The sequence below is a fragment of the Rhizobium sp. 862_C5_N1_2 genome (assembly GCF_051811205.1).
GTDB lineage: Bacteria > Pseudomonadota > Alphaproteobacteria > Rhizobiales > Rhizobiaceae > Rhizobium > Rhizobium leguminosarum.
Genome location: NZ_JBPWPT010000005.1, coordinates 321,496 through 346,863, shown reverse-complemented (window position 1 = coordinate 346,863; position 25,368 = coordinate 321,496). Strand labels below are relative to the sequence as shown.

Here is a 25,368-nt window from a genome sequence, read left to right as displayed (position 1 = left end):
GATGCTTGTCATAACGGGCCTTCCAAGCCGCCGCCCGCCGTGCCGCCGCACTTGGCATCGAGGGCACGTGGGCCATTCATCCGATCCAGATCGATCTCGCCAACGAGATCTTCTCCCCGCCCGAAAAGAAGGTCGAGCGGGCCCGCCGCATCATGGATGTCCGTTTCGGGAGAGTGCCATGCGGCAGCCGGTGGGCCGCGGTCAGTTGGGGTAGTTGTCAAGTCATCGGCGTGCTGGCGCCTTTTCCGCTTGCCCATCCAACTGGACCAACCGAGTCTGCCGCAGCGACCCAACTGCACTTCCGGGACCTGCTCCTGACGAAGAACGAGGTTAATCTCCCAGTCCAGTTCATCTCCAAGGTAGTTGGAGATGATCTGCGCTATCGACTTGAGGCCGGGAGTTGCGGGCAGAAGCGACTCGTAATGAGCCAGGCTGAGGGGACCCACAATGAGTCGGAACCGATGGTGCCACACTTTGATCCTCGCACCTGCAACAGCCGTGCTGTTCAGCGTACCCGTGCCCGGGTCGCGGCCCAGGAGGCAGAGCGATATGCGGGGCAGCTCGACCCATTTTGGGACAAATTCACGGATATCAACCGGCGCCTCGACGAAGCTGGCGAGGATGGCAGCGAGCCCCTCGGCGTTGCGGGTGTGTGAGGCGAGACGGCCGGTGAAGTGGAGTTTGGCCAGATCGGGCATAGCATCCCGCGCGCGCAGGGAGGTCATCCCGAAGCCGGCTAGCGCGCCGAGCTGAAGGGCAAATCGATCTTCTTGTGGCCTGTCATAGCTCACGGTCGGTTCGCCCTCCGCCCATGCGCGGAAGAAGAACGAGGCCATTCGATGATGAAAGGTATCAGCAAATCGGATCAGCGTCTCATCCGCGGCGTTGTGCTGCCGGAGAAGGGCGTACTCCGTCAGATGCAATGGGAGGGGACCGTGGGGTCCAAACAAGCCGAAGGCGTAGGTGGAGATTACGGGATCGTTCTCCTCGTGCGCAGTCACGCCCGCGATCGATCGAGTCGGAAATGCAAGGGAGGGCTGCTGGGCGATCCGCACACGATCCAGGCTGGGACCGCTCGATTCTCCCAGCCGAGGCCGATCTGAGCTGATTGCATCGATCCGCCGCAGAGCCTGGAAGAAGTCGCAGGCATGCGGCTCGGCCCCAAGCGAGCTTAGGAAGTCGCCGAGTGCCCCCGAAATCAAAGGATCGCCCGGCGGCCGGCCATCGTCGGCCATCGCATTACCTCCCCGCGCTGTAGCGTCGAGACGACCATCTCGGTGAAGCTGTTGATGGATACGTATTTTGCGAAGAACTGGTTGAGCACGGAGGCGAGCGGAAAGATGCCAACGCCTTCGAAGGCCGCTTCGTCCAGGATGATACCAACCTCAATCCCACGTGCTACGGCGGCTTGTCCACCGCTGGACAATCGCCTGACCGCAGGCCTGGACCGGATCTCCCGGATCCCGTCGATCTGCCGTGAGGCGAAGGCATTGACTGGATCGACGTAGAGGCGGAGGAGTTCACGCAGCGCTTCTGCGCCCCGGTGGTCGTTCCTATCGGAATTGCTGATCGAGAGGTAGTTCAGTGAGAGATGGCTAATTAATCGCCAGGTGATATCGCCATTGGCGAAAGAGTGGCGCGGTCGGCTCGGGGGCGATACGCACCGGGTGGCGGTAACTGGAGCGCCGATTTCCAGGGTGAAGTCTGTCTCGTCCCGGCCAATCGGCAGCAGCAGCGCCAGGTCCCGGTTCGAGCACAGGCAGTTTACAGACAAATGCCGGAGTTCCGCCGAATAGGGAGCCGCCTGGCGATCAACTAGAGAAACGAACGTCTCGCTGCCGATATAGCCAGTCCGCGCGCCATTTAGACGCTGGTGCTCCGACATGAGGCGCTGCTCCCGCCGGATCGCGTAGTATCTGGAATGCTGCTCCTCCTGACCGTGCGCGCTGATGCTATAGAACGGGTAGAACCTCACGGGAGCCGCTTCGTTTTTCGCCCCGTCTCCGCTCATCTCGAGGATCGAGTGGACCTCAAAGTCGAGCGGCCTCATCCTGTCAACAATCACATGATGTTCGGTGTTCTTGTCGCTCACGTGGACGAGATCTGCCTGGCGTTCGAACAGATTAATCGCGGGCGTTGCGAAGAGAACGATATTTTGGGGTCCGAGCTGTCGTTCCAGCCGTGGCTCGACACGTCCAAGTGCGAAGACGATCTCAAGGGTCTCGGCAGTTGACAGGGCTACTGCGTCTGCCAGCCCGCTAACCTCGACGAACAACGTCCGCTCCGCGAGGGCGAAATACTCCTGTAGGAGACGGTACCCGTCGAAAGAGCGTGGCACCTCGGGCAGGAGAGCACAGCTCGGCTCCAAACCGCGCTGCTGCAGCGCATGAACCGGAATCTTTTCCTGCCAAGGGATGGGCCGGCCGACCGGACGGGCTATGATATTGCATGCGTCACCGAGAAGCTGTTCGGCGAGTGCGGCGCCGATGCCACCGGGGCCTGTTAGGTGCAGTGTGAGAGCGTCTAGTGCGAGTCTATTGAACGGCATGCCATTGGTGGTGCGAAGGCGTAGTCGCAAAGCAGCCTTCGCATCTTGCCGGGCCGGAAGATCCAGTGCGGCGATCTGCCCCGGCGTCGAAAAATAATCGGCAGCGCTTACCACAATTGGCCAGAGATGCACATCATGGGCCGTGCGGAACTCGCAATGTGTGACGGCACCCGGAGCAAGGCGGCCCAAAAGCTTGGTTCCCCGCGGCACGACGTATCCATTCTCAAGTCGTCCGGCCTCCTGGTCGGGCTCGAAGCGCACGATCGTCATCGACGGGAGCGGCGGTAGAAAATGCGGATAGACCATCTCCAGGAGGTGCTGGGTGAATTCCGGAAAGCGAGACTGAAGCTTCAATTGCACCCGCGCCGCCATGAAAGCGAAGCCTTCCAGAAGCCGCTCGACGTAGGGGTCGGCGACCTCCACTGATTCCATCCCGAGCCGGGCGGCGACCTTCGGGAATGCGCGGGCGAACTCGGCCCCCATCTCGCGCATATAAGCAAGTTCATCGTTGTACAGTCGCAGGAGCCGGGGATCCATCAGCTTATCTCTGTACCGAGATGAAGGACGCGGGCGGATGCGAGCTCGGAGTTTACCTCCGTACGCATCACCATTCGCACCGGCAATGGCTGCGCCCACAGATCGGCTTCGATCCTAAAGCGAAAAGTGCCGCAACCCTGACCATCGTCCAGGACCGTCACCTTGAGGGTGTCCGGTAAGAGACGCGGCTCAAAGCGCTGAAGGCTCTCGATTATCGCTTCGCGCAATGCGCTCTTATCCATGCCTTCGCGAATTTGTCCGCTGAGAGGCCAGGCACCATAATTAAGTGCACTGGCCGCTACGTGAGGGTACGCTTGTAGATCTACGGTTGCACCCAATTGGTTGGTGTTCAACAACCAGGAAACATCGCGTAGAATCACCTCTTCCAGTTGGCGAACAGAGAAACTGCGCTTGTCCTGCGCTTCACACGAGCTGCGCGGCTCATCGTCCGTAAGCCGGTCCAGGAGGGATGGTTGCACGAGATCCCGCTTAACATCTCTGCCCATGTTACAATCTCCAGGTGCAATATCGAAGAGGCGATCCGCCGTTTTCGCGCGCGGCCCGGAATATTCCCGTTCCCGATGGCCCCATCAGCCGACGAGCCTATTGAAGTCGGTACTGTTCGCGATTTGGTTCCAGATGCCCTCGCCTGCTTTGGTAAGAGCGCCTTTTTCATCCTGCCTGTAATAGATGACCTTGCAGGCGCCGAACCGGAATGTGATCGTCTCCTCGGGGGCCTCTTCCGCATAGGACCACTCGACCTTCTCGACTACCAGCATATTGAAACTCCAGTGCAAGAACAGGTTCGATTCTGATGTAGCTTGTCCGCTCCCCGTCGCTTTGAAAAGTTTTAGTTCAACGTTATTGAAGTGGGCGCCGCGACCGCAGGCAACGTACAAAGAGGGCGATGACGTATCCACCTGCTTCTTGATAGTGAAGACCTCGAATTCGGCCTTGCCCGCGCCCGCCCCGGCGGTATGAGGCCCAATGTTCAGCTTGTTTTCGAGTGAAAAGCTCCATTCGTCCGCTAGCGTGATACCGTCCTTTAGAATGATAGATTCGCCCTTGGGCAAAATGCCGTCCTTGGACGCCTGCGTGAACTTTATAACCGCGTCGAACGCCATGATGGATTTTCCTTATCTCGTTGATCTGATTGGGCCTGGATTGCATCGGCCAGCCCAGGGCAGCCATTCCCGAGTTTTGGCGCCGAGAACGGAGCACAATCATCTGCGGGTTTTCTCAGCCCTTGCGGGCGGATGGCAGGCGCGAGACCAGTCTCAAAGAGATGGTTAGGCCTTCGAGCTGATAGTGTGGCCGCATGTAAAATCTCGCAACGTAATATCCGGGATTATCTTCGACCTCTTCCACCTTGACCTCGGCCGAGGAGAGCGGCTGCTGTGCCTTACTCTCTTCGCTCCCAAGCTCGGGCGAGGGGTGGACGTAGCCCTGAATCCATTGGTTGAGCCACTCCTCGACCTCGTGGCGCTCCTTGAACGTGCCAATCTTGTCCCGGACCATACACTTCAAATAATGTGCGAAGCGGCAGGTTGCGAAGATGTAGGGTAGCCGGGCACTGAGTTCGGCGTTCGCTGACGCGTCGGGGTCTTCGTATTTGACCGGCTTGTTAATAGTCTGAGCGCCAATAAATACGCCGAGGTCCGTGTTCTTGCGGTGCAACAGCGGTAGAAGACCGTTTTTGGAGAGTTCGGCCTCACGGCGGTCGCTGATCGCGATCTCAGTGGGGCATTTTAGGTCGACGCCACCGTCGTCGCTGCGGAAGGTATGTACCGGCAGGCCCTCGACGAGGCCGCCGGATTCGACGCCACGAATTCTGGAGAGCCAGCCATAGAGCTTGAACGAGCGCGTGATATTTACGCCCATGGCGTAGGCTGCGTTCGTCCAAAGGTATTTCTCGCTGTCGCCGCCGTCTGTGTCCTCCTCGAAGGCGAATTCATCGACCGGGTTGGTTTTGGCCCCGTAGGGCAGCCGGCCAAGGGTGCGTGGTAAGGTCAGGGCCACGTACCGCGAGTTCTCGCTTTCGCGGAACGCTCGCCAAGGAGCATGTTCGGGAGTGAGGAAGATTTTGGTGATGTCACGCGGGTTCGCAAGCTCACGCCAAGAATCCATCTGCAGCAGATGTGGTGAGACGGCAGATATAAGCGGTGAGTGGCTCGCCGCCGCGATCTGCGCGAGTCCCGAAAGCAACTCTACGTCCGGTGGGGTATGGTCGAAATAGTAGTCGGCAATCAGGCAGCCATAGGGTTCACCGCCGATTTGGCCATATTCGTCTTCGTAGATTTTTTTGAATAGCGGACTCTGATCCCAGGTGACACCCTTATATTTCCGCAAAGTTCGGGACATCTCCACCTTTGAAACTGGGAGAACGCGAATCTTTAACGTCTCATCGGTTTCGGTGTTGAGGGCAAGGTGATGCAAGCCCCGCCAAGCTGATTCCACGCGCTGGAAATTTTCGTGATGGAGGATCTCGTTGAGTTGCGCAGAAAGCTTCTGGTCGATCGAAGCAATCATTTTTTGGATAGTCGCGACGACATCGTCGCTGATCAGCGACGTGTTTTGAAGTGCCTGCTCGGCCAGTGTTCGGACGGCACTCTCTACCAAGTCACGGGAGTGGTCCGAGCGGATCCTGAACTCGAATCGAAGCATGCGGGTGAAATCGCCGAGATCAACGGTGGCGACCTGTACATCTGTGGCATCTGCAGGCGTCACGATCAGTTCTCCTCTGTGTCTGGGGATGCCAATGGCGGAGCGGCAACCACTGCATCAGGCTTCTCAGTCTCGATGCCACTGCCGAGGGCGCTTAGCAGTGCCGAATCGGCGAGGAAGTGGGTGAGCAACTCTTCGGCACCGTTCTTCCCGTCCATGTAGGCCAGCAGATTGGAGAGCTCCGTTCGCGCTTCGAGCAGCCTGCTAAGGCTGTCGACCTTGCGCGCCACGGCCGCCGGCGAGAAATCTTCGAGCCGCTCGAAGGTCAAGTCGACAGCGAGTTGGCCTTCTCCGGTCAATAGGTTCGGCACCCGCATCACCACCCTGGGCCTCAGCGATCTGAGCCGATCATCGAAATTGTCGATATCGATCTCCATCATCTTACGCTCCGCGACAGGAGCAAGCGGCTCGGCAGCATTGCCAGCGAGATCGGACATCACGCCGACCACGAAGGGAAGCTGAACCTTCTTCTGAGAGCCATAGGTCTCCACGTCGTATTCGATCTGTACGCGAGGCGGACGAACCCGCGCGATGAACTTTTGACTACTCGCCTTTGTCATGTGTTCCACTCCTGATTAGGAAGATTACGCACGTCACGTGCCCTCATCGACCGCCAGGCCGGCAATCGAGCGGTACTGGGCAACCCCTTCTGGCGCCAACTCTTTGACAAGAGCCATGAAGTCCTTCGAGACAAGTCGCTGCGCGCGCTCCAGAAGGGCTGATAGCGGGCTCGCGGGTTCGTTCACCTGGTACCAGTGGCAAATGCGGCCAAGGATTTCGACAACGTCATCGCGGTTGCGGATCACGTCGGGGTATGGGGCCTTGCTGGAGTCTGGCAATGGAGATGCCGCGGCGGCAGGCTGGGCCCTTTTCCGATGGACGTCGACCAGATCCTTGGCCTGGGTGAGTAGCACTATCAGAGGGTCGAATCGAACGGCCTCGTCACTCGCAACGTGCCGCCGAACACTCGCGTCTAGATCGGTGGCGGCTGCTAGGCTGGCGTCGAGACCAGTGCTGATCTGCTCGAGCTGCAGTGGGTCGGTGTCGGTGAAAGCGAGCTCGATAGTCGAACGATCAACTTCCGCAGACTGCGACCGTAGCGCACCAGCCCAATCGCGGAGCGTAAATGCCCCGAATTGCCTGGAGGCGGTGAGTGGAACTTGGCGTATTTCCGCCAAGATCCCGGAGAGATCGCAGAGGCTTGCCAGAGCGTTGAGGCGAACGGTCTGATCTCCGTCATCTTCTGGATCCGGTCGCGGATGTAGCTCTGACCAGTAGAGCTCGACATAGGCCGCGAGCAGCTCAAGCCCCTGACTTAGACCAGGGAAGCCGAACTGACTGAGGGCGGATCGTGTGAGCAAGATGCCGACTCTTAGATCCTTAGTGCGGGCAGAAAGGTCGAGGCCAAGCCGCCACACCTCTGTCCAATTGGGAGCTTCCTCGGTGGCGATGGAGTCGCCTATCTGCTGGTGCGGCTTGCCATGCGACGCGATCTCGAGCTCCAGGAAGCTCAGATCGTAATCGAGAGCATCCCCGCATGCGTTGCCGTCGCTGATCGGTTTTAATAAATGATCTGCATCGAGCATGACCAAAATCCCAGTTTTCCCGACATTAAAGATCGTCGCGCCTCTGTTTCTCAACGTTTAGCAATGAGCAGACGCGATTGCTCATGCACAATCGACATTCGTATATGTCGTGAATGCTTGGGGCGTGAACGCCGCCGCTTCGGATCTTGATGCAGCTATGTGCTGAGGCGCAAAGGACACCTTGTGAACCACAAGAAGCTCTTCCGGCTCCATCGGGAGGAGAAGCTCACGATGCGCAAGCGCCATGGCCGGAAACGAGCGAAAGGCAAGCGTTGGTGTTGATCCCGCTGGCTGCCAATGATCGTTGGTCGCTGGACTTCGTGTCGGATCAACTCACCGATAGCGCGGGGGGCAGTCGGTGCAAAGGGCAACCTGCGGAATACCGTTGCAAACGTGAGCCGGAAGGCCTCCAACTACGGAGTCTTCGCGCGGCCGCCTCCGCGCCAGCACCAGGGTCCGCACCAAGGCGACGGGCTTGGTGTGATACATGTGAAGCTCAACGCCAGCTGGCCTCGAATTGACCTGATGAGGTATACGAGATTGCCGACGTGCGAGGTCCACGCCACCCGGTCAAACGCTTCAGCTTGCTAGCGCGAGAAAGCCTCGGAGCTGCAACCATTCGGCCGTCTGCCGCTCTGCCTAGTGGAGGATTCGAAGCGCAGAGTGTGCAATGGGTGCTGCATAAGGTGGATGGCGTCGTCGGCGATCGGTCTTGGGGGTGTCGGGGCGCGGCCCCACATCGAACGAGCGGCCAGCCGGCGGGTCCATCGCGCGTGCAGCGACCCGCCGTCAGTGGTAGAACGCCTCGAGCACTTCAACGGCATGTAATCTCCTGCGCTCCGCCGGACCGCCGCACGAGGCTTATAGGGCGACAATCTAGATGAGATCCGTATTGACCGCATGTAACGATGCTCCCCGAGATTCGCACGTTGCCTCATTCATTTCGCTCCCAGTTGGAGCGAAGGAGTGGGGTGCGGAGATGGCGGGGTTTCGCAGCGGCCGGCCTCCTTCGCGAGCGCCATTGCCGTTTTCGACGGAAGTCGAAGTCTAATAACCATCGTCGCGGTATATTCTATTGACAATGGGTGTGATGCGGCTTTGCGTGATCTTCTAAAAGGAATCGAATCCCGCCGCCAATCTCCCGTTCTACCGCGCACCTACCGGACCCCAACGTGACTGTCGACCCTGCTTCCATTAATCGTGCAGGGCAACCACGCGGTCTCTCGTGCAGATCCCTGCGATTTCGAATTGACGGACACCGAACCCGTTAGACGGTCGTGGAGTGCACGCACTTAGTCACCCTAGCCGCCCGGGCACTGCAACCCCGCTGTACCGATCCTTCTACCTCTATGCTAAAGAACGTTTTGGGAAAACTTGCCTCCTCGTCATCGTTCGACGGCGGCCTTGGCGCCAATCTTGCGAGGAGCAGGCCGATGGTCGCAGCGGCATGCGAGCCGACATTCTGCGATCCGCGCCGTCGAAGACGAGGTCGCTCTCGGCGTGTTAGTCAGCCGGAATGCGCCGGCCGTCGTGCCCCTAAATCTCGATCTCGAGCCAGGTATTGGCCTCCAGGCTGAAGAAAAATTCGGCGCTCTCACATGCTCATGCAATCCCGTGGTGGACAACCAACGCACATGATGGTGCAGTTCCTAGGGAATGTGGTGATGAGCCATGAGCCGTCCTATATCACCTTGAACGCTGAATTAGCCCCCGAAAGGTCCGGACATGCTCCACCACTTAGCTAAGTGGGTAGGAGTAATGTTGGTAATATGACTAGCAGCAATTTTAAGATGGAAGTCCTCGGGGGGCCGGAACGTCGGCGGCGCTGGAGCACGGCAGAGAAGCTCGCGATCATCCACGAGACCTATGAGGCGGACGCGACGGTGAGCATCGTCGCGCGTCGGCACGGCATCCAGCCGAACCAGTTGTTCGCCTGGCGCAAACTGGCGTCCCAAGGGGCTCTGACGGCGACGGCCGCCGAAGAGGAGGTTGTTCCGGCTTCCGAATACCGGGCGCTTCAGGCCCAGGTGAAGGAGTTGCAACGCCTGTTGGGCAAGAAGACGATGGAGAGCGAAATCCTGAAGGAAGCTCTCGAAATCGCCGGTGGCCCAAAAAAACATCTGTTGCGCTCGCTCTCTCTTCCGAGGGGGATTTTGGAATGAAGACCGTCTGCGAAACTCTAGGTGTCGCCCGCTCGAATATCGCCGCGCGTGCCGCAAGCTCCCCTTCCAGAGCCAGAGGACGCCCGCCACTCCCGGATCGAGAACTGGTGGAGCACATCAAGGCCATCATCGCCGACATGCCCACCTACGGCTATCGGCGTGTCCATGCCATCCTGCGTCGGAATGCCCGGAAAGATGGGCGTTCGTGGCCCAATGCCAAGCGTGTCTACCGGGTGATGAAGCTGCACAATCTGCTGCTGGTGCGTCATACCGGAGCGGTCGATGATCGCCTTCACGACGGCCAAGTCGCCGTCGAGCGTTCGAACGTCAGATGGTGCTCCGACGGCTTCGAGATCGGCTGTGACAACAAAGAGAAGGTCCGCGTCGCCTTCGCCCTCGACTGCTGCGACCGCGAGGCAATCGCCCATGTCGCCACCACCCAGGGCATCAAAAGCGAAGACGTGCAGGACCTCGTGATCACCGCTGTCGAGAACCGTTTCGGCCGCATCAACGTGCTATCCGAGCCCATCGAATGGCTCACCGACAACGGCTCCTGCTTCATCGCGAAGGACACCGCATCCTTGCTACGCGACATCGGCATGGAGCCGTGCACGACACCGGTGCGAAGCCCACAGTCGAACGGAATGGCGGAGGCGTTCGTCAAAACCTTCAAGCGCGACTACGTCTCGGTCAATCCAACCCCGGATGCTGAAACCGTCATCGCTCAACTGCCATTCTGGTTCGAGCATTACAACAATCTTCATCCACACAGTGCTTTAGGATATCAATCGCCGCGCGAGTTCATCAGCTCGCAATCTCAAACCTGAGCATGTCCGGTCTTTTGGGGGCAACTCCATATCACCTTGAACGCTGCCCTCCTGGCTATCCGTTTCTTTGAGGCACCCACAATTATGGCGGCATCGGCGGCGCTGAGATCGGGATGGGCCGCCTTCAGCGCGTCCGCCCAGGCCGCATTGCTCTGCCCCGGCAGCTGCGGTGTCTGCCTCGCGATTTCGTCCAGCCTCGCCTGGTCCTGCGCCGACACCGTCTGGAACGCCGTCCTCACGGCGATATCGCGCCTTACGGCACCCACGATTATGGCGGCATCGGCAGCGCTGAGATCGGGATGGGCCGCCTTCAGCGCGTCCGCCCACGCCCCCTTGCTCTGCCCCGGCAGCTGCGGTATCGCCGCCTTGATCTCGTCCAGCCTCGCCTGATCCTGGGCCGACACCGTCCGGAACGCCGCCCTCCTGGCGATATCGTCCTTAAAGGTGCCCACAATTATGGCGGCATCGGCGGCGCTGAGATCGGGATGGGTCGCCTTCAGCGCGTCCGCCCAGGCCGCATTGCTCCGCCCCTGCCGCGGTGTCGCCGCCGCGATTTCGTCCAGCCTCGCCTGGTCCTGGGCCGACACCGTCCGGAACGCCGCCCTTTTGGCAATATCCTGCTTTACGGCACCCACGATTATGGCGGCATCGGCAGCGCTGAGATCGGGATGGGCCGCCTTCAGCGCGTCCGCCCAGGCCGCATTGCTCTGCCCCGGCAGCTGCGGTGTCTGCCTCGCGATTTCGTCCAGCCTCGCCTGGTCCTGGGCCGACACCGTCCGGAACGCCGCCCTCCTGGCGATTTCGTCCTTTGCGGCGCCCACGATGGTGGCGGCATCGGCGGCGCTGAGATCGGGATGGGCCGCCTTCAGCGCGTCCGCCCACGCCCCCTTGCTCTGCCTCGACTGCCGCGGTGTCTGCCTGGCGATTTCGTCCAGCCTCGCCTGATCCTGGGCCGACACCGTCCGGAACGCCGCCCTCACGGCGATATCGTCCTTTAAGGCGCCCACAATTATGGCGGCATCGGCGGCGCTGAGATCGGGATGGGCCGCCTTCAGCGCGTCCGCCCACGCCCCCTTGCTCTGCCTCGACTGCCGCGGTGTCTGCCTGGCGATTTCGTCCAGCCTCGCCTGATCCTGGGCCGACACCGTCTGGAACGCCGCCCTTTTAGCAATATTATGCTTTACTGAACCCACGATGGTGGCAGTATCGGCGGCGCTGAGATCGGGATGGGCCGCCTTCAGCGCGTCCGCCCACGCCCCCTTGCTCTGCCCCGGCAGCTGCGGTGTCTGCCTGGTGATTTCGTCCAGCCTCGCCTGATCCTGGGCCGACACCGTCTGGAAAGCCGCCCTCCTGGCGATAGCCCGCTTTACGGCGCCCACGATGGCGGCGGCATCGGCGGCGCTGAGATCGGGATGGACCGCCTTCAGTGCGTCCGCCCAGGCCCCCTTGCTCTGCCTCGACTGCCGCGGTGTCTGCCTGGCGATCTCGTCCAGCCTCGCCTGGTCCTGGGCCGATACCGTTTGGAACGTTGTCCTTTTAGCAATATCCTGCTTCAGGGCACCCACGATGGTTGCGGCATCGGCGGCGCTGAGATCGGGATGGGTCGCCTTCAGCGCGTCCGCCCAGGCCGCATTGCTCCGCCCCTGCCGCGGTGTCGCCGCCGCGATTTCGTCCAGCCTCGCCTGGTCCTGGGCCGACACCGTCCGGAACGCCGCCCTTTTGGCAATATCCTGCTTTACGGCGCCCACGATTATGGCGGCATCGGCGGCGCTGAGATCGGGATGAGCCGCCTTCAGCGCGTCCGCCCACGCCCCCTTGCTCTGCCTCGACTGCCGCGGTGTCTGCCTGGCGATTTCGTCCAGCCTCGCCTGGTCCTGGGCCGACACCGTCCGGAACGCCGTCCTCCTGGCAATATCGTCCTTAAAAGTGCCCACAATTATGGCGGCATCGGCGGCACTGAGATCGGGATGGGCCGCCTTCAGCGCGTCGGCCCACGCCCCCTTGCTCTGCCCCGGCAGCTGCGGTGTCGCCGCCTTGATCTCGTCTAGCCTCGCCCGGTCCTGGGCCGACACCGTCCGGAACGCCGCCCTCCTGGCGATAACCCGCTTTACGACGCCCACGATGGCGGCGGCATCGGCGGCGCTGAGATCGGGATGGGCCGCCTTCAGCGCGTCCGCCCACGCCCCCTTGCTCTGCCTCGACTGCCGCGGTGTCTGCCTGGCGACTTCGTCCAGCCTCGCCTGATCCTGGGCCGACACCGTCTGGAACGCCGCTCGATCGACGAGATCGCCCGTTGAGGCCCCCACGATTATGCTGGCATTCGCGGCGCTGAGATCAGGCGCCAACGCCAGCGGCCTTTGAGCATATAACCTCTGCTTGCGGCTGGGCCTGGGATCTGCGCCCTTCTCAGTAGTCTGCCTCTTGCGCCCGCCACCGGTCGGATCGCCGGGCTCCGCGGGCACCTCGGACATGGCCGAATGCTCCTCTCTTTCACCTGTCACCTCGGTCGGCCTGGCAACCGCCGAAGCTTCAAAATTATAAAACTTTTGCTTGCGGCTGGGCCTGGGATCTGCGCCCTTCTCAGTAGTCTGCCTCTTGCGCCCGCCACCGGTCGGATCGCTGGGCTCCGCGGGCACCTCGGACATGGCCGAATGCTCCTCTCTTTCACCCGGCACCTCGGTCGGCCTGGCAACCGCCGAGGCTTCTAAATTCCCAAGGCCATGCAGCCCCCTGCGCTGAGGGCCAGTCTCCAGCGGCTGTCCCTCGACGAGGTGAATAATGCGATCGGCATTATTGTATTCATCTGTTGTCCTCGTGAGGTTGAACGCGGTCTCTGCCGGGACGACCGGAACTCTCATCAGTTCCGTCATGTCAGCCATCATTTGCGGGGTTAGTTCTTCAGGGCTTTGAAGCTCGGTCGGCGGGCTTGGCTGGTCGACGCTTAACGCAGCCCAAGAGGCCGTTTCAGAAGGCTCCAGCCAGAAGTCCTGCGAATTGAAGCTGCCGGCTGACAGCGGACCGGCTTGATCCGTCGCCTGCCAAAGCTCCTCTTGATCGGCAGACGCCACTGAAGGCTGCGGGCTTTGATCCGTTGGCTGCCGAGGGCTGGCTCCCGCCGCTGTCGCGCTCGCGAGGTTGAACGCGGTCTCTGCCGGGGCGACCGGAACTCTCATCAGTTCCGTCATGTCAGCCATCATTTGCGGGGTTAGTTCTTCAGGGCTTTGAAGCTCGGTCGGCGGGCTTGGCTGGTCGACGCTTAACGCAGCCCAAGAGGCCCACTCAGAAGGCTCCAGCCAGAAGTCCTGTGAATTGAAGCTGGCGGCCGACGGCGGACCGGCTTGATCCACCGCCTGCCAAAGCTCCTCTTGATCGGCAGACGCCACCAAAGGCTGCGTGCTTTGATCCATTGGCTGCCGAGGGCTGGCTCCCGCCGCTGTCGCGCTCGCGAGGTTGAACGCGGTCTCTGCCGGGGCGACGGGTACTCGGGTAAGCCCCGTTAGCCTTTCCACGTAACGCAACATCGGATTCTCTTGCCAGATGTCGTCCGAATTGAAGTTGTCGGCCACGTGATCGACACGCGCCACTGAAGACTGCGCTCTTTGATCCGCTGGGTGCCGGCCCTCCTTCGCGCGCGAAGAGCCCTGCCCTTTAGTCCGAGGGTCCCAGTCAACCATGCTCACCCCCCTGGGATATGGCCTTCAGGAAACAAGGGGTCAGCTGTCGAGCACCGACTGCTGACGGGAGGTCAGAATTTATCAGGGGCTCAAGCGACTTAACCAGATCGCAAGGGACGCGACTGCAACCATCGACCGCTCCAGGTTGCCGAGCCTCGTTCGGACGCCGCTCAATCACCGTGGGTCCCGTTTTCTGCTGTTGTGGCATGGGGCGGCTCTGCGGAATCGAGCTCAGGTGACGGGAGGCCGGCAGATCCCGAAGACATGGCCAGGCCGTTGATAGCTGGTGGCGTGAACGCATCATTGCAGCAGAACCTCGAAAACCACGGAGAAGAGCCCGCGATTCAAACTAGCGCAGTCCCGGTATTGGATTGCATGCACAGGTGATATGCTCGCATCCAGTTAGTGAGCGGCTATGGCGCAGCTCCTGCGTGAACCCGTAACGACAGCGGCGATCCTTCGAGAGATGCAGCGACGACCCGTTCTCCAGACCGGAGGTCCGTGCTTGATGTGGCGATCGGTACGGATTGCTATCAACGCTGACGGCCGCCGGTGCCGCGCAAGCCAGTTACGACGCGAACATCGACATAATCTCTTCTATGGTGGGATTGATTGGCCCACCGATACCAGGGTAGTGGCAACTGTCACCAATTGCGGCGCCAGTGAGGTCGGCCCTTCGTCTTCGAACTCTTTGCTGGCTTCCGCTAAACAACGCGGCCTTATCACAAAAGACTGGGAGATTTAACGATAATCCCGGCATCCGGACTTCTGCGCATTGCCGGCCGGTAATAGCGCGAAAGACTTGCAGCAATCGCAGCGCCGGCGGCACCCGTGACCAGTATCCGCACTGCCTGGCTCGTAACAATGCGCTGTGACCAGCGGAAGCCGATCTCGTGGCAAGACAAGGCATGCTGCGGGCTGATATGATGAAAGACGCCGGCAATGGTGCGGCGGACCCGGGACTTGAAACCTCCCACCGAGTTGACGTGGGCGGCGTCTCGAACGAATTCGCGGCTCGAATGCTTTACGTTCTCATGCGTAGCGAAGCTCTTGCCAATCGCCATGAACGCCTCACCGCCCATCAAGCAGGCATGCGGTTCGATCCCTTTTCGCCGTCGCGCGCCCTGCACGTATCGAAAGGCCTTTTCGGCCCCGTCCAGGCGGTAGACCGTCCGGATTCTTTCTCGGTCGCTCACCGAGATGAAAACGGTCAATCTCCACCGTGCCATCGAGCATGTGCTCGCGCGCCAACATGAGGCGCAGCGCATATCCCATTCGCTAGCTATTGGGCATCACCAAATGTGCAAATGCCTATCTTCGCCGCATGAATGATCCATGCCGCCAGAGCTGCTATCCCGCTAATCGCTAAACTAGTCGTCAAGGTGCTTTAGGGGCGGCGGCGCGTGAAGACGATGTTGGCGGCGGCACATGCCTTCGGCGTATTCACGAACATTTTCGACGAGGCAATGCGCATCACGTGTCACCTTGCCTGTTGCGCTGCACTTTTGGCCCCGTACTTGCGGCGCCGGCTCTCAAGGCTTCCGGGCGGTCATTTGCAAGATTCATCCCGTACGAGCGACAGGACAGGCCGAATTGGCGCGTAGTAGGTCAGTGTGAACATGAACGACCAATACGGCTCTGAGGGCAACGGGCTGCTGAGCGACAGTCTAGATGAGATCCCTTGCGTGTCGCGCTGCAAGGGGGGCTCATGACCAATCCTGATGAGCTTAGGCACTTGCATATCTGAGCTGTCTCGACACGCGATGCTCTTCTACCAGCGCATTGTTGGATATCAGATGTGCATGCAAGGGGGCAGTGAAGCTCTGCTACTTTTTACGGAGAAAGCCGTTCTGTCAGGTGGACGCGAGGCGAGTCTTGAATGTCGTGGAATAATAGGGTCGTCTGGTCGGAGGGCTTATTCCTCCGCCCCCAGCATTTTCAGCAGGCCGATCGTCACGTCGAACAGCTGGTGCGTAGCAGGACGGCGGTTTTGCATGGGTACGGGTGGGGTATCAGCGAGCTGCGGCTCAATCGAGAGCTACTTGGTCTCGGCAAGATCGCCATCGAAGCGGCTCGCGGCGTCTTGGAGGACGGCATGCCCTTCAGTATTCCTGACGAAGCCAACCAGCCAACTCCCTACGACGTTCCGCGGGATTTTCGAGATTCGCTTATTCACTTGGCGGTACCGTTTTATCAACCCGGCGCTCTTGAAACCGACGCGCAAGCGGGAATTGACGTACCTATCCGCTTCGCAGTCTCCACTGAGGATGTTGTCGACACCAACGCTGGCGAGCGGGGCAGCGCCTCCATCGACGTAGCGCGGCTGGATTTTCGACTGCTGCCGGACGCGGCAGACCGGTCTGGCTACACTTGCATCCCAATCGCCCGTATCATAGAGGTCCGGGCCGACCGACAGATCATTCTGGACGAGACGCACGTGCCGCCAACCCCCGACTGCGCCAGCTCCCGGGTCCTCTCGAACTACATCACTGAGATCACCGGCCTGCTTCACCATCGTGGTGAAGCTCTGGCTACTCGGGTCTCCCAGTCGGGCACGAACCGGGTTGCAGAGCTCGCGGACTTCCTTCTGCTGCAGGCGATCAATCGGTACGAGCCGTACTTCTGCCACCTGTCCAAGGCCGCCGTTGTAAATCCGGAATCGCTGTATGTTCTCATGCTCCAGCTGGCGGGTGAACTAGCCACGTTCGCCCGCCTCGATAAACGTGCCCCGACCCTTGGTGTTTACAAGCACGACTCTCTCGCGGAGGCGTTTTTGCCAGTGATCCAGTCGATCCGGGCTTCGCTGGGTGCGGTGATTGAGCAGACTGCGGTCTCCGTACCGCTGCAGCGGCAAAAATACGGTATCCATGTGGCTGAGGTGGCCGACCGCTCTCTCTTTACGACCTCGAGCTTCGTGCTGGCTGCTCGGGCTGATATTGAGGTCGAGCGCCTCCGGCGCGAGTTCCCGTCTCAGATTAAGATCGGCCCGGCGGAGAAAATCACGGAACTCGTCAATGTCGCACTGCCCGGCATTATCATCAATCCCCTACCGGTCGCGCCGCGTCAGATCCCGTTCCATGTTGGATTCAGCTATTTCGAGATCGATCAAAATAGCCGCTTCTGGAAGGATATGCCCCAATCCGCTGGCTTGGCGCTGCACGTTGCTGGCGACTTCCCAAATCTCGAAATGGCTCTTTGGGCCATCCGAGCCGGACAGAACCCAAATTTGAGTTAGCCCACCAATGCCCCTCACGCTACGTGTACACTGCAATAGATGCAGTTTTCCGGAATATCTCGTGCCGGGCGACGCGGCTGGTGGGCTGACTACCAGCCGAGCAGGCAACAGCCTCGTTCTGCCGGATGATCAGCAGATGGTCTCGAAATACCACTGCTCAATCGAATGCATGGCACGGCGATACGGACTGATCGACCGAGGCCGCGGCAACACATGTCTGAGTGACGAGGCTGTGCCGCTTCCGTCAGAGGCGCCGGTCGCCCGGAAAACCAGCGATGTTATTCAGATCGGCGCCTATAGGATCGATGTCGTCGTGTCGCCTTCGATATCCATTGCGGAGAGTGCCGCCGAACCGGAGGGACAACTTGCAGCGACAAGTGAGGAGTTGAGTTTTCTTGGCCCCCTCGAAATGGCCTCGTCGCTCCTGGCGGGCAATTGCACCCGGGGTGAAGAAGCGCTGCTGGACCTGAGGGACGGCGATTTCCCACCATTGCCAGTCTTAGACACTCGGTTTGACGCGCTGGCGGGCATGATGAGAAGTCCGTTGGATATCTACGCAGACAGTGTGCCGGATCGGGCCCCCATCTTGGCGCAACCCAAGGTAGATCAATCATCTCGACAAGAATCATCGGGCGGCCGTCACGGCTTTTCTTGCCGCCTGCGGCTTATCATTGGCAGATGTCCGGAATGCCGGCATCGTAAGCGTGCTGGATCGTGCAGGGAAAATGCTTCTGTATTCCGCCGCGCTGCACAGCATTCTCTCCGAGCGAGAGCTGGCGAACAATCATTCAGAAATAAGAGTCCCGACGAAAAACCCCTGAGGTTCGTTCCGGATGTCAGGGGGTTCCTCCGCGGAGACCTGGCCATTGAGCATGCCTTCGCCGACCGTGGGACGCATGACGTGTTATTCGCGGCTGTGCAGAAGGCTCTGTCCAGCGTCCGTGCACGCTTGTCCCTACCAGGGATCGAGAAGGCGATGGGGCGGACCCGTTCCCTTTTGCACTGCAACCATAAGGCGCGAAACCGGAGTGCGTACGTGCGTGTCTTCAATGACGTCGTATCGAACATCGAAACTGATTTGCTCCGGAGCTTCGGCGCCGACTTCGCGCGCCCAGTGCGAGAGCGTCGCCGACCCGCCCGCCGATCCCACGATGAGAGCGTCCGCTCCGAAGGGAAGTGGGCGGGTTGATGATGGTGATTGAGGAAACGATGCCAAAATCCCAGCCACTCGTCCTCCTCCACGCCGAGGAGCAGTTGGCTGTCCCTTCGCCGTCATCGCCAGTGCCGGACGAACTTACCTGGGAGATGCTTGCGCTCGACCGACTTAATCCACTGGTCGCCGCCGCGGCGGCGCTGCTGGGTCTCAGCGCTCAGCTCAAGAGCAGTGCTAGCCATATCGACGTTGAAGCACTGCGCCTTAGAGTGCTGCAGGAGATCGATGCTTTTGAGCGTCGGATCACGCCGCTCGGATTGCCATCGCGAGCGATCAAGGTCTGCAAATACGCCCTCTGCGCGACCATCGATGACATCGTTCTGAACACAGTCTGGGGCAGCAACAGCGTCTGGACGACGCGCAGCTTGGTGGGATCGCTGTTCAGCGATACCTGGGGCGGCGAGCGTTTCTTCGATCTACTGACGCAATTGAAATATGAACCGGCCATCAATATTGAACTGCTGGAGCTGCTCTACTACTGCATGAGGTTGGGCTTCGAAGGCCGCTACCGCGTCACTGCGGGAGGAGCCGCAGAGCTCAGTGTGCTGTGCGAAGACGTCTACCGCCTGATCCGAGCAGCCCGTGGTGACTTCGAGCGCGAACTATCCCCGCACTGGCGGAGGAACTCTAATAATCCGAAGCCACGCCGCACAATCGTTCCAATCTGGGCTGTCGTAGCGTTTGGGGCAGGGTTACTCCTCTCGATCTATACCGGACTCCTGCATGCATTAAATGCCCGCGCCGATGCTGTCTTCAACGATCTCGCGACATTGCCGCCGAACGGCGCTGTCAGATCGGTGAGAATCGTATTGCCGCCAAAGGTTGTGATGAGCAGCGGCCGACTGCGTAACTTCCTCGAGCCCGAAATCCGCGAAGGGCTTGTCACTGTGTCCGAGGACCCACAGCAGATCGTCGTTACCATTCGCGCCTCCGGGATGTTCGATTCTGCTAGTCCGGAAGTGAAGAAAATGTTCCTGCCGCTTCTTTTACGAATTGGTCGTTCTCTGAACGATGAGTCGGGAGCAATCCTCCTGACCGGGCACACCGACGCCATGCCGGTGCAATCGCTCGCCTTCCCTTCAAACGATTCCCTTTCGCTCGCGCGTGCGAGGACAGCTGCCGAGATTATTAAATCCATCATGGATGACCCAGGCCGCGTGCGAGAAGAGGGCAGAGGGAGCGGTGAACCGGTCGCTTCGAACCATACGCCCGAGGGCCGCGCGCGGAACCGTCGGATTGAAATCATCATCACAAAGACACGATGAAGGCAGGCCATGCAGTCAATCAAAAAAGCGCTTAGGTGGCAATGGCTCCGTGTCGGCGGGGCAGGGATCGTGTGTGCCTTAATCTTCACGCTCGGACCACACATCTCGGTCGGAGGATTTGCGCCGCTTGACAGCCTTCGCAGCCAGATCGCGGCATCGATGCTGATTCCGGTCGGATACACCGTGATCTACTTGATCCAGTCCCAGCTTTACAAGGTTCAGGCCTATTTTGAAGACCTCGTCCAATCACGAGTGTCGGGAGCCCTGGACGAGGTTGGGGCCGAGCAGAAGAAGGGAGACCCAAGGCCTTCCGACCGAAGTGTGGGCCAAGCCAGCACGCTTGCTGAAAGAGAGCTTGAGGCGATTCGTCATCGTTTCCGCGAGGCCCTTACCACACTCAAGGGGCGCCGCTACGCAGGAGGTATCAGCAGGCGGTGGCTCTATCAGCGGCCATGGTATGTGATGATCGGTCCGCCCGACTCGGGGAAGACCACAGCAATAGTCAATTCCGGGCTCAGCTTTCCGCTGGCGGCAAGGTCCGGTCTGAGAGCCGCCGGTGGGGTCGCGGGTACGGAAAACTGCGACTGGTGGATCACCGATGACGCGGTGTTCGTCGACACTGCTGGGCGCTACACGATACAGGAGGGTGATGCAGACCGGGACAAAGCGGTTTGGCGTGGCTTGCTTCGTATGCTCAGACGCTCCCGGCCACGGCAGCCGCTGAACGGGGTCTTAGTCACGATCGGGATCAGCGAGCTGAACTCGACATCCGAGGAAGTGCTCGCCGATCGCGCGCGCTGTATCCGTGAGCGGCTCCTCGAAATTTACAGGGAGCTTCGCCTGCAACTGCCGATTTATGTGCTTTTCACTAAGAGCGATCTGCTGGCGGGATTTGTTGAATTCTTCGACGATCTGGGTCGCGAGGGGCGGGAGGCGGTGTGGGGGTTCACCTTTGCGCAAGAGGCTTCGGAGGACGAAGACGATCCGATGGCGTTTGCCGCAGCATACGATGCGCTGGTTGGCCGCCTAAACGAAAGGCTGCTTGAACGAATGCAGCATGAAAGCAACCTCCAGCGTCGCGCGCTCATGTTCGGCTTCCCACAGCAGGTCGCTAGCCTCAAGCACCTGACGCAACAGTTCTTGAAGGAAGCCTTTGGCGGGAATTCGTTCCAGGAACCGCTTATGCTCCGCGGCGTCTACTTCTTAAGCGGCACGCAAATTGGCATGCCCTTCGATCGAGTTGCGAACGCCAGATCTCAGACCTTCGAGATCGCTCAGCCGCCCTGTACAGCGCTTCGTGGCCCGGGGCGTGGTTATTTCATCAGCCGGCTGCTGCGCGAAGTCGTTTTCGCCGAAGCTGGGCTCGTCGGTGCCAATCACCGCTTCGATCGGCGCCAGCGGCGGATCCGATATAGCGCCTACACGATGATAGCGGCGGTCATCGTTAGCGCCGGCGTCTTGTGGACGTTCAGCTATATTCGGAATGTTGAGCGGATCGAGAGCGTTCGCCTAATGGCTGGCAGCTATGCCAGAGGGGCCGAAAAGCTGAAGCTCGACCGGGTTGAGAGTGGCGATCTTCGACCCATCCTGCCACTGCTTCAGCGGCTGCGTGATTCTAACGGCGACAGCGCGGGCGGCCGCCTATCAAGTTCGGGTCTCGACCAGAGTAAGAAAATCAAGGTTCAAACGCTCGCGGCGTACCGCCGCGCCTTGAACACCGTCCTGCTGCCGCGGCTGATCTTCCGGTTGGAAACCTTACTGGCCGAGCGGCACGACGATGATCAGTTCGTCTACCAGGCGTTAAAGGTTTACCTGATGCTGGGTCAGCAGGGTCCGCTCCAGCGCGCGGTCGTCAAGAACTGGATGGCTGCCGACTGGGGAGTGATGTTTCCGGCCGAAGCCGATGCCGGCCTGCGCCGCGCGCTCGCTGATCATCTGGATGCCCTCATGGAAGGGCCGCTGCCCCATAGTGAGCTTAACGGCGAACTGATAGAGAGGAGCCGCGCGAAGCTCCAGGCCGTCTCGATGGCGCGCCGCGTCCTCGACATCATCGCGACCAGTCCCGAAGCCTCGCGGGCGCCAACCTGGCGTCTGGCCGACCATGCCGGGCCGCTGGCGCAGGGCGTCCTGGCTCGCAAATCGGGACAGCCGCTCAGCGAGGGGGTTCCTGGCATCTACACGAGGGCGGGGTTTTACGGAATTTTTCTGCGATTGCTGCCGCAGGTGGCTGACGCTGTCGCTGCAGAAGGCTGGGTTCTCGACGCACAGGTAGTCGCGCCGACCGCAGCCGATGATGTGAGCCAGAAGCTGCGGCGTTCGGCGGCGGATCTCTACGCTCAGGAGTTCGCGTTGCGCTGGGACCAGCTCATTGGCGATATGTCGATCCACCCGTTTGGGGGCATCGATGACGCGCTGCGCACCTTGAACACGCTGTCCGCGCCGACGTCACCAATGCGCCTGTTCCTTTTCGCGGCGGCGCAGGAGCTAAAGCTCAAGCAACCACCGGCTCCCGAGGACGGCTTGACGAAAGGTGACAGTGTCCCCCAGGGCGAGGTGTTGCCAAGCGAGCTCGAGGCACTGTTCCGCTCTCAACCGGCCGCGGACACGCCTGAAGCTCACGTCCGGCTCTATATGGGCGATCATTTCCAGTGGCTGCACCAGTTGGTCGAAGTGCCGTCGAACAGCCAAGCGGGCGCGCAGGCGCCGATCGACAGTGCTCTCCGCGATCTGGGCGAACTGTATCGCTCCCTCAGCCAGGCGCAGGGGCTGGCGGGTTCGAACATCTTGGAACACAACGGGCAGGCGGGCGTCGCCATCCACCAGATCGAGGCGGGAGCGACCAATCTGCCCGAACCCATCCGGCAATGGATCCTCGGCCTCAGCCGCCACAGCTCGGACCTAACCGTCAGCGGCGTGAGGCGCGAGTTGGCGAGCGGTTGGGCGGGCGGCCCCGGCGATTTGTGCCGGCGGGCTACGGAAGGACGGTATCCCTTCGCGCGCGGATCCCGCCGGGATGTCCCTTTGAGCGATTTCGCCCGACTGTTCGGCCGCAAGGCGGAGATCGACACTTTCTTCGCCGAGAACCTTTCCCCCTTCGTCGACAAATCCACAGGTTCGTGGCAGTTTCGGCCAACGAGCGGTGTCGATTTCCCTATCGGCCGCAATACCTTGGCCCAGTTCCAACGGGCAGCCACAATCCGCGACACCATGTTCGAGGATACCGGCCAGTTGTCAGTTGGATTCCTGCTCACCGTCGCCGAGACCGATCCGTTGACAGACCAGGTGGTGGTGGACATCGACGGCCAGCGCCTCGAACATCGACGAGGAACGGCCGCCGCGGCCATGCATTTCCATTGGCCCACGGCCAGCGGCGTCGGCGGCGCTTCCGTCGCTTTCATCGGTTTTCAAGGCGCCATTCTCTCCAAGAGCGGCCATTGGGCGCTATTTCGCCTCTTAAATGAGGCGGACAAGCGGCCCTTGGGAGGAGGGGACCTTATTCAGGTACGACTGGTGTCGGGTGACCATTGGGCGGTTTTTAACCTCCAGCCTGACAGCGTGATGAGCCCGTTGTCCCGCAATCTGCTGTCAGAATTCCGATGTCCAGATTTCTTATGACCGCCGGGATAGCATCCGACTTGCGCTGGGAAGGCCCTATGGGATCACGAGACGCCCACGCAGGTCCGCGGCGGGAGAGGTCGGCATTTCGGTTGCCGGCCGGATCGGAGGCGGTCACGGCTGCGACTGGCGGCGATCGTTGCTTGATCTCGGCGCGCCGCTTTCCGGCTCGACTAGACCGCTGGAGAGCGCGGTCACCTCCATCAGGCAGATCTTCGGGAAGTTGGGTGATCAGATCCTGTCCCATCCTATCAACCGACGTACACTGATCTAGAACAGGAAACTGGAGAGATATAATGGCCGGAATGAAGCACAATAGGACAAGAGCAAAGAAGTTTATGCAGTTGATCGACCAGACGAGGAACAGTGCGGATTTGGAGTTCTGCTTTGCGGTTGGCACGGTTGGCGATCTGCGGAAGCCTGCTGTCCTGGTGAGTAAGAAAAAGCTCAATGGATTGGCACAAACTTTGAAAAGCATGCCTTTTGAAGATGATGAGGATAGTGGTAAGGAGACCTTTTCGCTTCTGCGGAGAGGCACGGGCAGGATGAACGAAAACGGCGTTATCCTCGTCAAGTTGGCTGATGGTGGAAAGGCCGGGTTCCCGCAGGTCCAAAAGGTGATGAAGAAGTATTTCGTGAACTTCCGCATGAGGCTGCCTGACATGCAGGAAGCAGGAATTTTAACTGAAGAAGACATTCAGCAGTTTGAGATGAACGCCGAGGAGAACTCTCAATTTCTTCCACCCGACGACTCTGAAGAATTAAATCGGCCGATGGCGGCACTCGATAGCGCGGAAGGGAACTCCGCAGGGAGTGTTGAGGAAACTGAAGAGAGAAGCAAGCGTGAAGGCGGGGCTGAGCTCCTGGAGCAGCTTCTCCCGGAAGTGAAGGAGGGCATTGCCGCCGCGGCAGCGACCATTTCCAATCACGCAGTAAGTCTCAGCGCGCAAATTGGCGCGGGACAGACCGCAGAGTTGTCCCATCTGACCACGAAGATCGCGGATTGGCTGCAACGTGTGCTGGCTGCGACGCCTCAGGAAGAGCAGGAGGCAACGCTGCACAACTTCGCCGGCCGGCTTCTGTTGATGCTGGCCTATCCTGAGAATCTGCGAAATCTTCAATATGTGGATGACATGCCCGATGGGGCGGGGCAGGGCGAGACAAACGGCGACCGCCGCGAAGAGGTCGTGGTGAATGGGATCGATCTGAACAGAGTCCCAACGGGTGCTCTCGATCAAGACGAGGTAGTAGAGTCCTTGTTCCGTCTGATCAAGGCAAAGGCTCAGGAGCGACAGCTTTCTTATCCGCTAGAGAACGCGAATTCTGAAAGGATTGCGAAGATAGTGTCGTCGCAATGGCCGAAGGAACTAGGCGATGCAGCCCGTAGGCGCGCGGTTGTGGAGCGTCTGATCGCAGCGGTGGTCCCGCGGCTCGGTAACGATGATCAACTTCTGGTCCTTCTTGGCATCACAGACCAGCCCGAAAGGACCAAGTCCGTCGAAAACTCGGTCGAAAGTATCATAGCTGCATGGCAGGCTCATCTCGACACTGCCTTGACGCTGAGGGATGAGGTAAAGAGCAAGATCAACCAGATGGTCGATGTGGAAGCCCGCGGCGGAACGTGGAGGTATGTCGACGACATCTTCCTGCAGTTCGGTGGAGAGCTTTCGGATCAGCTCTCCGCCATCACCGAACGCAACGGTGACGCAATGTCGAGCGCGACCGAGCGTGTCAGAACCACAGTCCAGAAGAAGCTCGACTATCTCAACGGCAGCGACATTGTAGCCATGCTTGACAATCCTCCAATCGACATCGGTCCGGGCACTATAGGGCAGACGCTGCGGGAAGGGCTCGCCGCCATCACCGATGGACTGAAGCGCATCGAAACCTCGCGCGCCGCGCCCGCCGCGTAGTGATCGCCTGCCTCGATGCCGGTCGGCCCACCGGAAGGCCGGCCGAGCACGCCATCAACGGCTGCATCA

The 25,368-nt window shown here is 60.2% G+C and carries 13 protein-coding genes and 4 pseudogenes; 8 read left to right on the top strand and 9 right to left on the bottom strand.

Translation table 11 applies throughout. The annotated features are described in order from the left end of the window. Window positions 1–20: 20 nt before the first annotated feature. Window positions 21–158 (top strand): annotated as a pseudogene (locus ACD590_RS37030) (CoA ester lyase); the annotation flags it as partial. 105 nt (window positions 159–263) lie between these two features. On the opposite strand, the pseudogene tssG reads toward ACD590_RS37030, so the two are convergent. The 7 genes and pseudogenes from tssG to tssA form a co-directional block, all read right to left on the bottom strand. Beyond that, a pseudogene (gene tssG / locus ACD590_RS37025) lies at window positions 264–1,235 on the bottom strand (type VI secretion system baseplate subunit TssG); the annotation flags it as partial. Beyond that, the gene (gene tssF / locus ACD590_RS37020; RefSeq protein WP_096772083.1) at window positions 1,199–3,085 is read right to left on the bottom strand and encodes a type VI secretion system baseplate subunit TssF; all 1,887 of its coding nucleotides are present in this window, start codon (window positions 3,083–3,085) and stop codon (window positions 1,199–1,201) included. The gene tssF and the pseudogene tssG, both read right to left, overlap by 37 nt. Then, window positions 3,085–3,591: a type VI secretion system baseplate subunit TssE gene (tssE, locus tag ACD590_RS37015; protein WP_054185915.1), complete on the bottom strand. Its 507-nt coding sequence runs from the start codon at window positions 3,589–3,591 to the stop codon at window positions 3,085–3,087. The genes tssF and tssE overlap by 1 nt, the downstream gene beginning before the upstream one ends. 84 nt (window positions 3,592–3,675) lie before the next feature. Beyond that, entirely contained in the window at window positions 3,676–4,209 is a 534-nt protein-coding gene (locus tag ACD590_RS37010; protein WP_007636660.1) for an Hcp family type VI secretion system effector, read from the bottom strand. A 115-nt stretch (window positions 4,210–4,324) separates the two neighbouring features. Next, complete coding sequence (tssC, locus tag ACD590_RS37005) at window positions 4,325–5,812, bottom strand: type VI secretion system contractile sheath large subunit (RefSeq protein WP_007636661.1); 1,488 nt, start codon at window positions 5,810–5,812, stop codon at window positions 4,325–4,327. A gap of 2 nt (window positions 5,813–5,814) precedes the next feature. Next, entirely contained in the window at window positions 5,815–6,369 is a 555-nt protein-coding gene (tssB, locus tag ACD590_RS37000) for a type VI secretion system contractile sheath small subunit (protein ID WP_096772082.1), read from the bottom strand. A gap of 33 nt (window positions 6,370–6,402) precedes the next feature. Next, the gene (tssA, locus tag ACD590_RS36995; protein ID WP_007636664.1) at window positions 6,403–7,395 is read right to left on the bottom strand and encodes a type VI secretion system protein TssA; all 993 of its coding nucleotides are present in this window, start codon (window positions 7,393–7,395) and stop codon (window positions 6,403–6,405) included. A 159-nt stretch (window positions 7,396–7,554) separates the two neighbouring features. Between tssA and ACD590_RS36990 the strand changes: the two are divergent. Beyond that, window positions 7,555–7,736: pseudogene (locus tag ACD590_RS36990) on the top strand (IS3 family transposase); the annotation flags it as partial. Between the two features lie 1,428 nt (window positions 7,737–9,164). Further along, window positions 9,165–10,384 (top strand): IS3 family transposase gene (locus ACD590_RS36985; protein ID WP_096772081.1). Its coding sequence is split into 2 segments (ribosomal slippage): window positions 9,165–9,501 and window positions 9,501–10,384, totalling 1,221 coding nucleotides; the frame shifts between segments, so codons are not numbered across the junction. Here the strand turns inward: ACD590_RS36985 and ACD590_RS36980 are convergent. Next, complete coding sequence (locus tag ACD590_RS36980) at window positions 10,375–12,855, bottom strand: hypothetical protein (RefSeq protein ID WP_239621081.1); 2,481 nt, start codon at window positions 12,853–12,855, stop codon at window positions 10,375–10,377. The genes ACD590_RS36985 and ACD590_RS36980 overlap by 10 nt on opposite strands. Before the next feature lie 1,925 nt (window positions 12,856–14,780). Next, window positions 14,781–15,336, bottom strand: a pseudogene (locus ACD590_RS36975) (transposase); the annotation flags it as partial. Between the two features lie 601 nt (window positions 15,337–15,937). On the opposite strand from ACD590_RS36975, the gene tssK reads away from it, so the two are divergent. From tssK to ACD590_RS36950, 5 genes are all read left to right on the top strand, one after another. After that, window positions 15,938–17,293 carry a type VI secretion system baseplate subunit TssK gene (gene tssK / locus ACD590_RS36970; RefSeq protein ID WP_007636670.1) on the top strand — a complete coding sequence of 452 codons (1,356 nt, stop codon included), beginning with the start codon at window positions 15,938–15,940 and terminating at the stop codon, window positions 17,291–17,293. A 7-nt stretch (window positions 17,294–17,300) separates the two neighbouring features. After that, entirely contained in the window at window positions 17,301–18,482 is a 1,182-nt protein-coding gene (locus ACD590_RS36965) for a type VI secretion system-associated FHA domain protein (protein ID WP_275593050.1), read from the top strand. Beyond that, window positions 18,482–19,771, top strand: coding sequence for a type IVB secretion system protein IcmH/DotU (gene icmH / locus ACD590_RS36960; protein WP_096772079.1), 1,290 nt, complete (start codon window positions 18,482–18,484; stop codon window positions 19,769–19,771). The genes ACD590_RS36965 and icmH overlap by 1 nt, the downstream gene beginning before the upstream one ends. 9 nt (window positions 19,772–19,780) lie before the next feature. Further along, entirely contained in the window at window positions 19,781–23,386 is a 3,606-nt protein-coding gene (gene tssM, locus ACD590_RS36955; RefSeq protein ID WP_096772078.1) for a type VI secretion system membrane subunit TssM, read from the top strand. A 296-nt stretch (window positions 23,387–23,682) separates the two neighbouring features. Beyond that, on the top strand, window positions 23,683–25,299 hold the full coding sequence (locus tag ACD590_RS36950) for a hypothetical protein (protein ID WP_096772076.1): 1,617 nt from the start codon (window positions 23,683–23,685) through the stop codon (window positions 25,297–25,299). Window positions 25,300–25,368: the final 69 nt, after the last annotated feature.

Bases quoted from the DNA above. Each gene is read 5' to 3' on its own strand.
- tssF (WP_096772083.1), bottom strand. From the start codon at position 3,085: ATGGATCCCCGGCTCCTGCGACTGTACAACGATGAACTTGCTTATATG.
- tssE (WP_054185915.1), bottom strand. From the start codon at position 3,591: ATGGGCAGAGATGTTAAGCGGGATCTCGTGCAACCATCCCTCCTGGAC.
- ACD590_RS37010 (WP_007636660.1), bottom strand. From the start codon at position 4,209: ATGGCGTTCGACGCGGTTATAAAGTTCACGCAGGCGTCCAAGGACGGC.
- tssB (WP_096772082.1), bottom strand. From the start codon at position 6,369: ATGACAAAGGCGAGTAGTCAAAAGTTCATCGCGCGGGTTCGTCCGCCT.
- tssA (WP_007636664.1), bottom strand. From the start codon at position 7,395: ATGCTCGATGCAGATCATTTATTAAAACCGATCAGCGACGGCAACGCA.
- ACD590_RS36980 (WP_239621081.1), bottom strand. From the start codon at position 12,855: ATGTCCGAGGTGCCCGCGGAGCCCGGCGATCCGACCGGTGGCGGGCGC.
- tssK (WP_007636670.1), top strand. From the start codon at position 15,938: ATGTCGTGGAATAATAGGGTCGTCTGGTCGGAGGGCTTATTCCTCCGC.
- ACD590_RS36965 (WP_275593050.1), top strand. From the start codon at position 17,301: ATGCCCCTCACGCTACGTGTACACTGCAATAGATGCAGTTTTCCGGAA.
- icmH (WP_096772079.1), top strand. From the start codon at position 18,482: ATGATGGTGATTGAGGAAACGATGCCAAAATCCCAGCCACTCGTCCTC.
- tssM (WP_096772078.1), top strand. From the start codon at position 19,781: ATGCAGTCAATCAAAAAAGCGCTTAGGTGGCAATGGCTCCGTGTCGGC.
- ACD590_RS36950 (WP_096772076.1), top strand. From the start codon at position 23,683: ATGGCCGGAATGAAGCACAATAGGACAAGAGCAAAGAAGTTTATGCAG.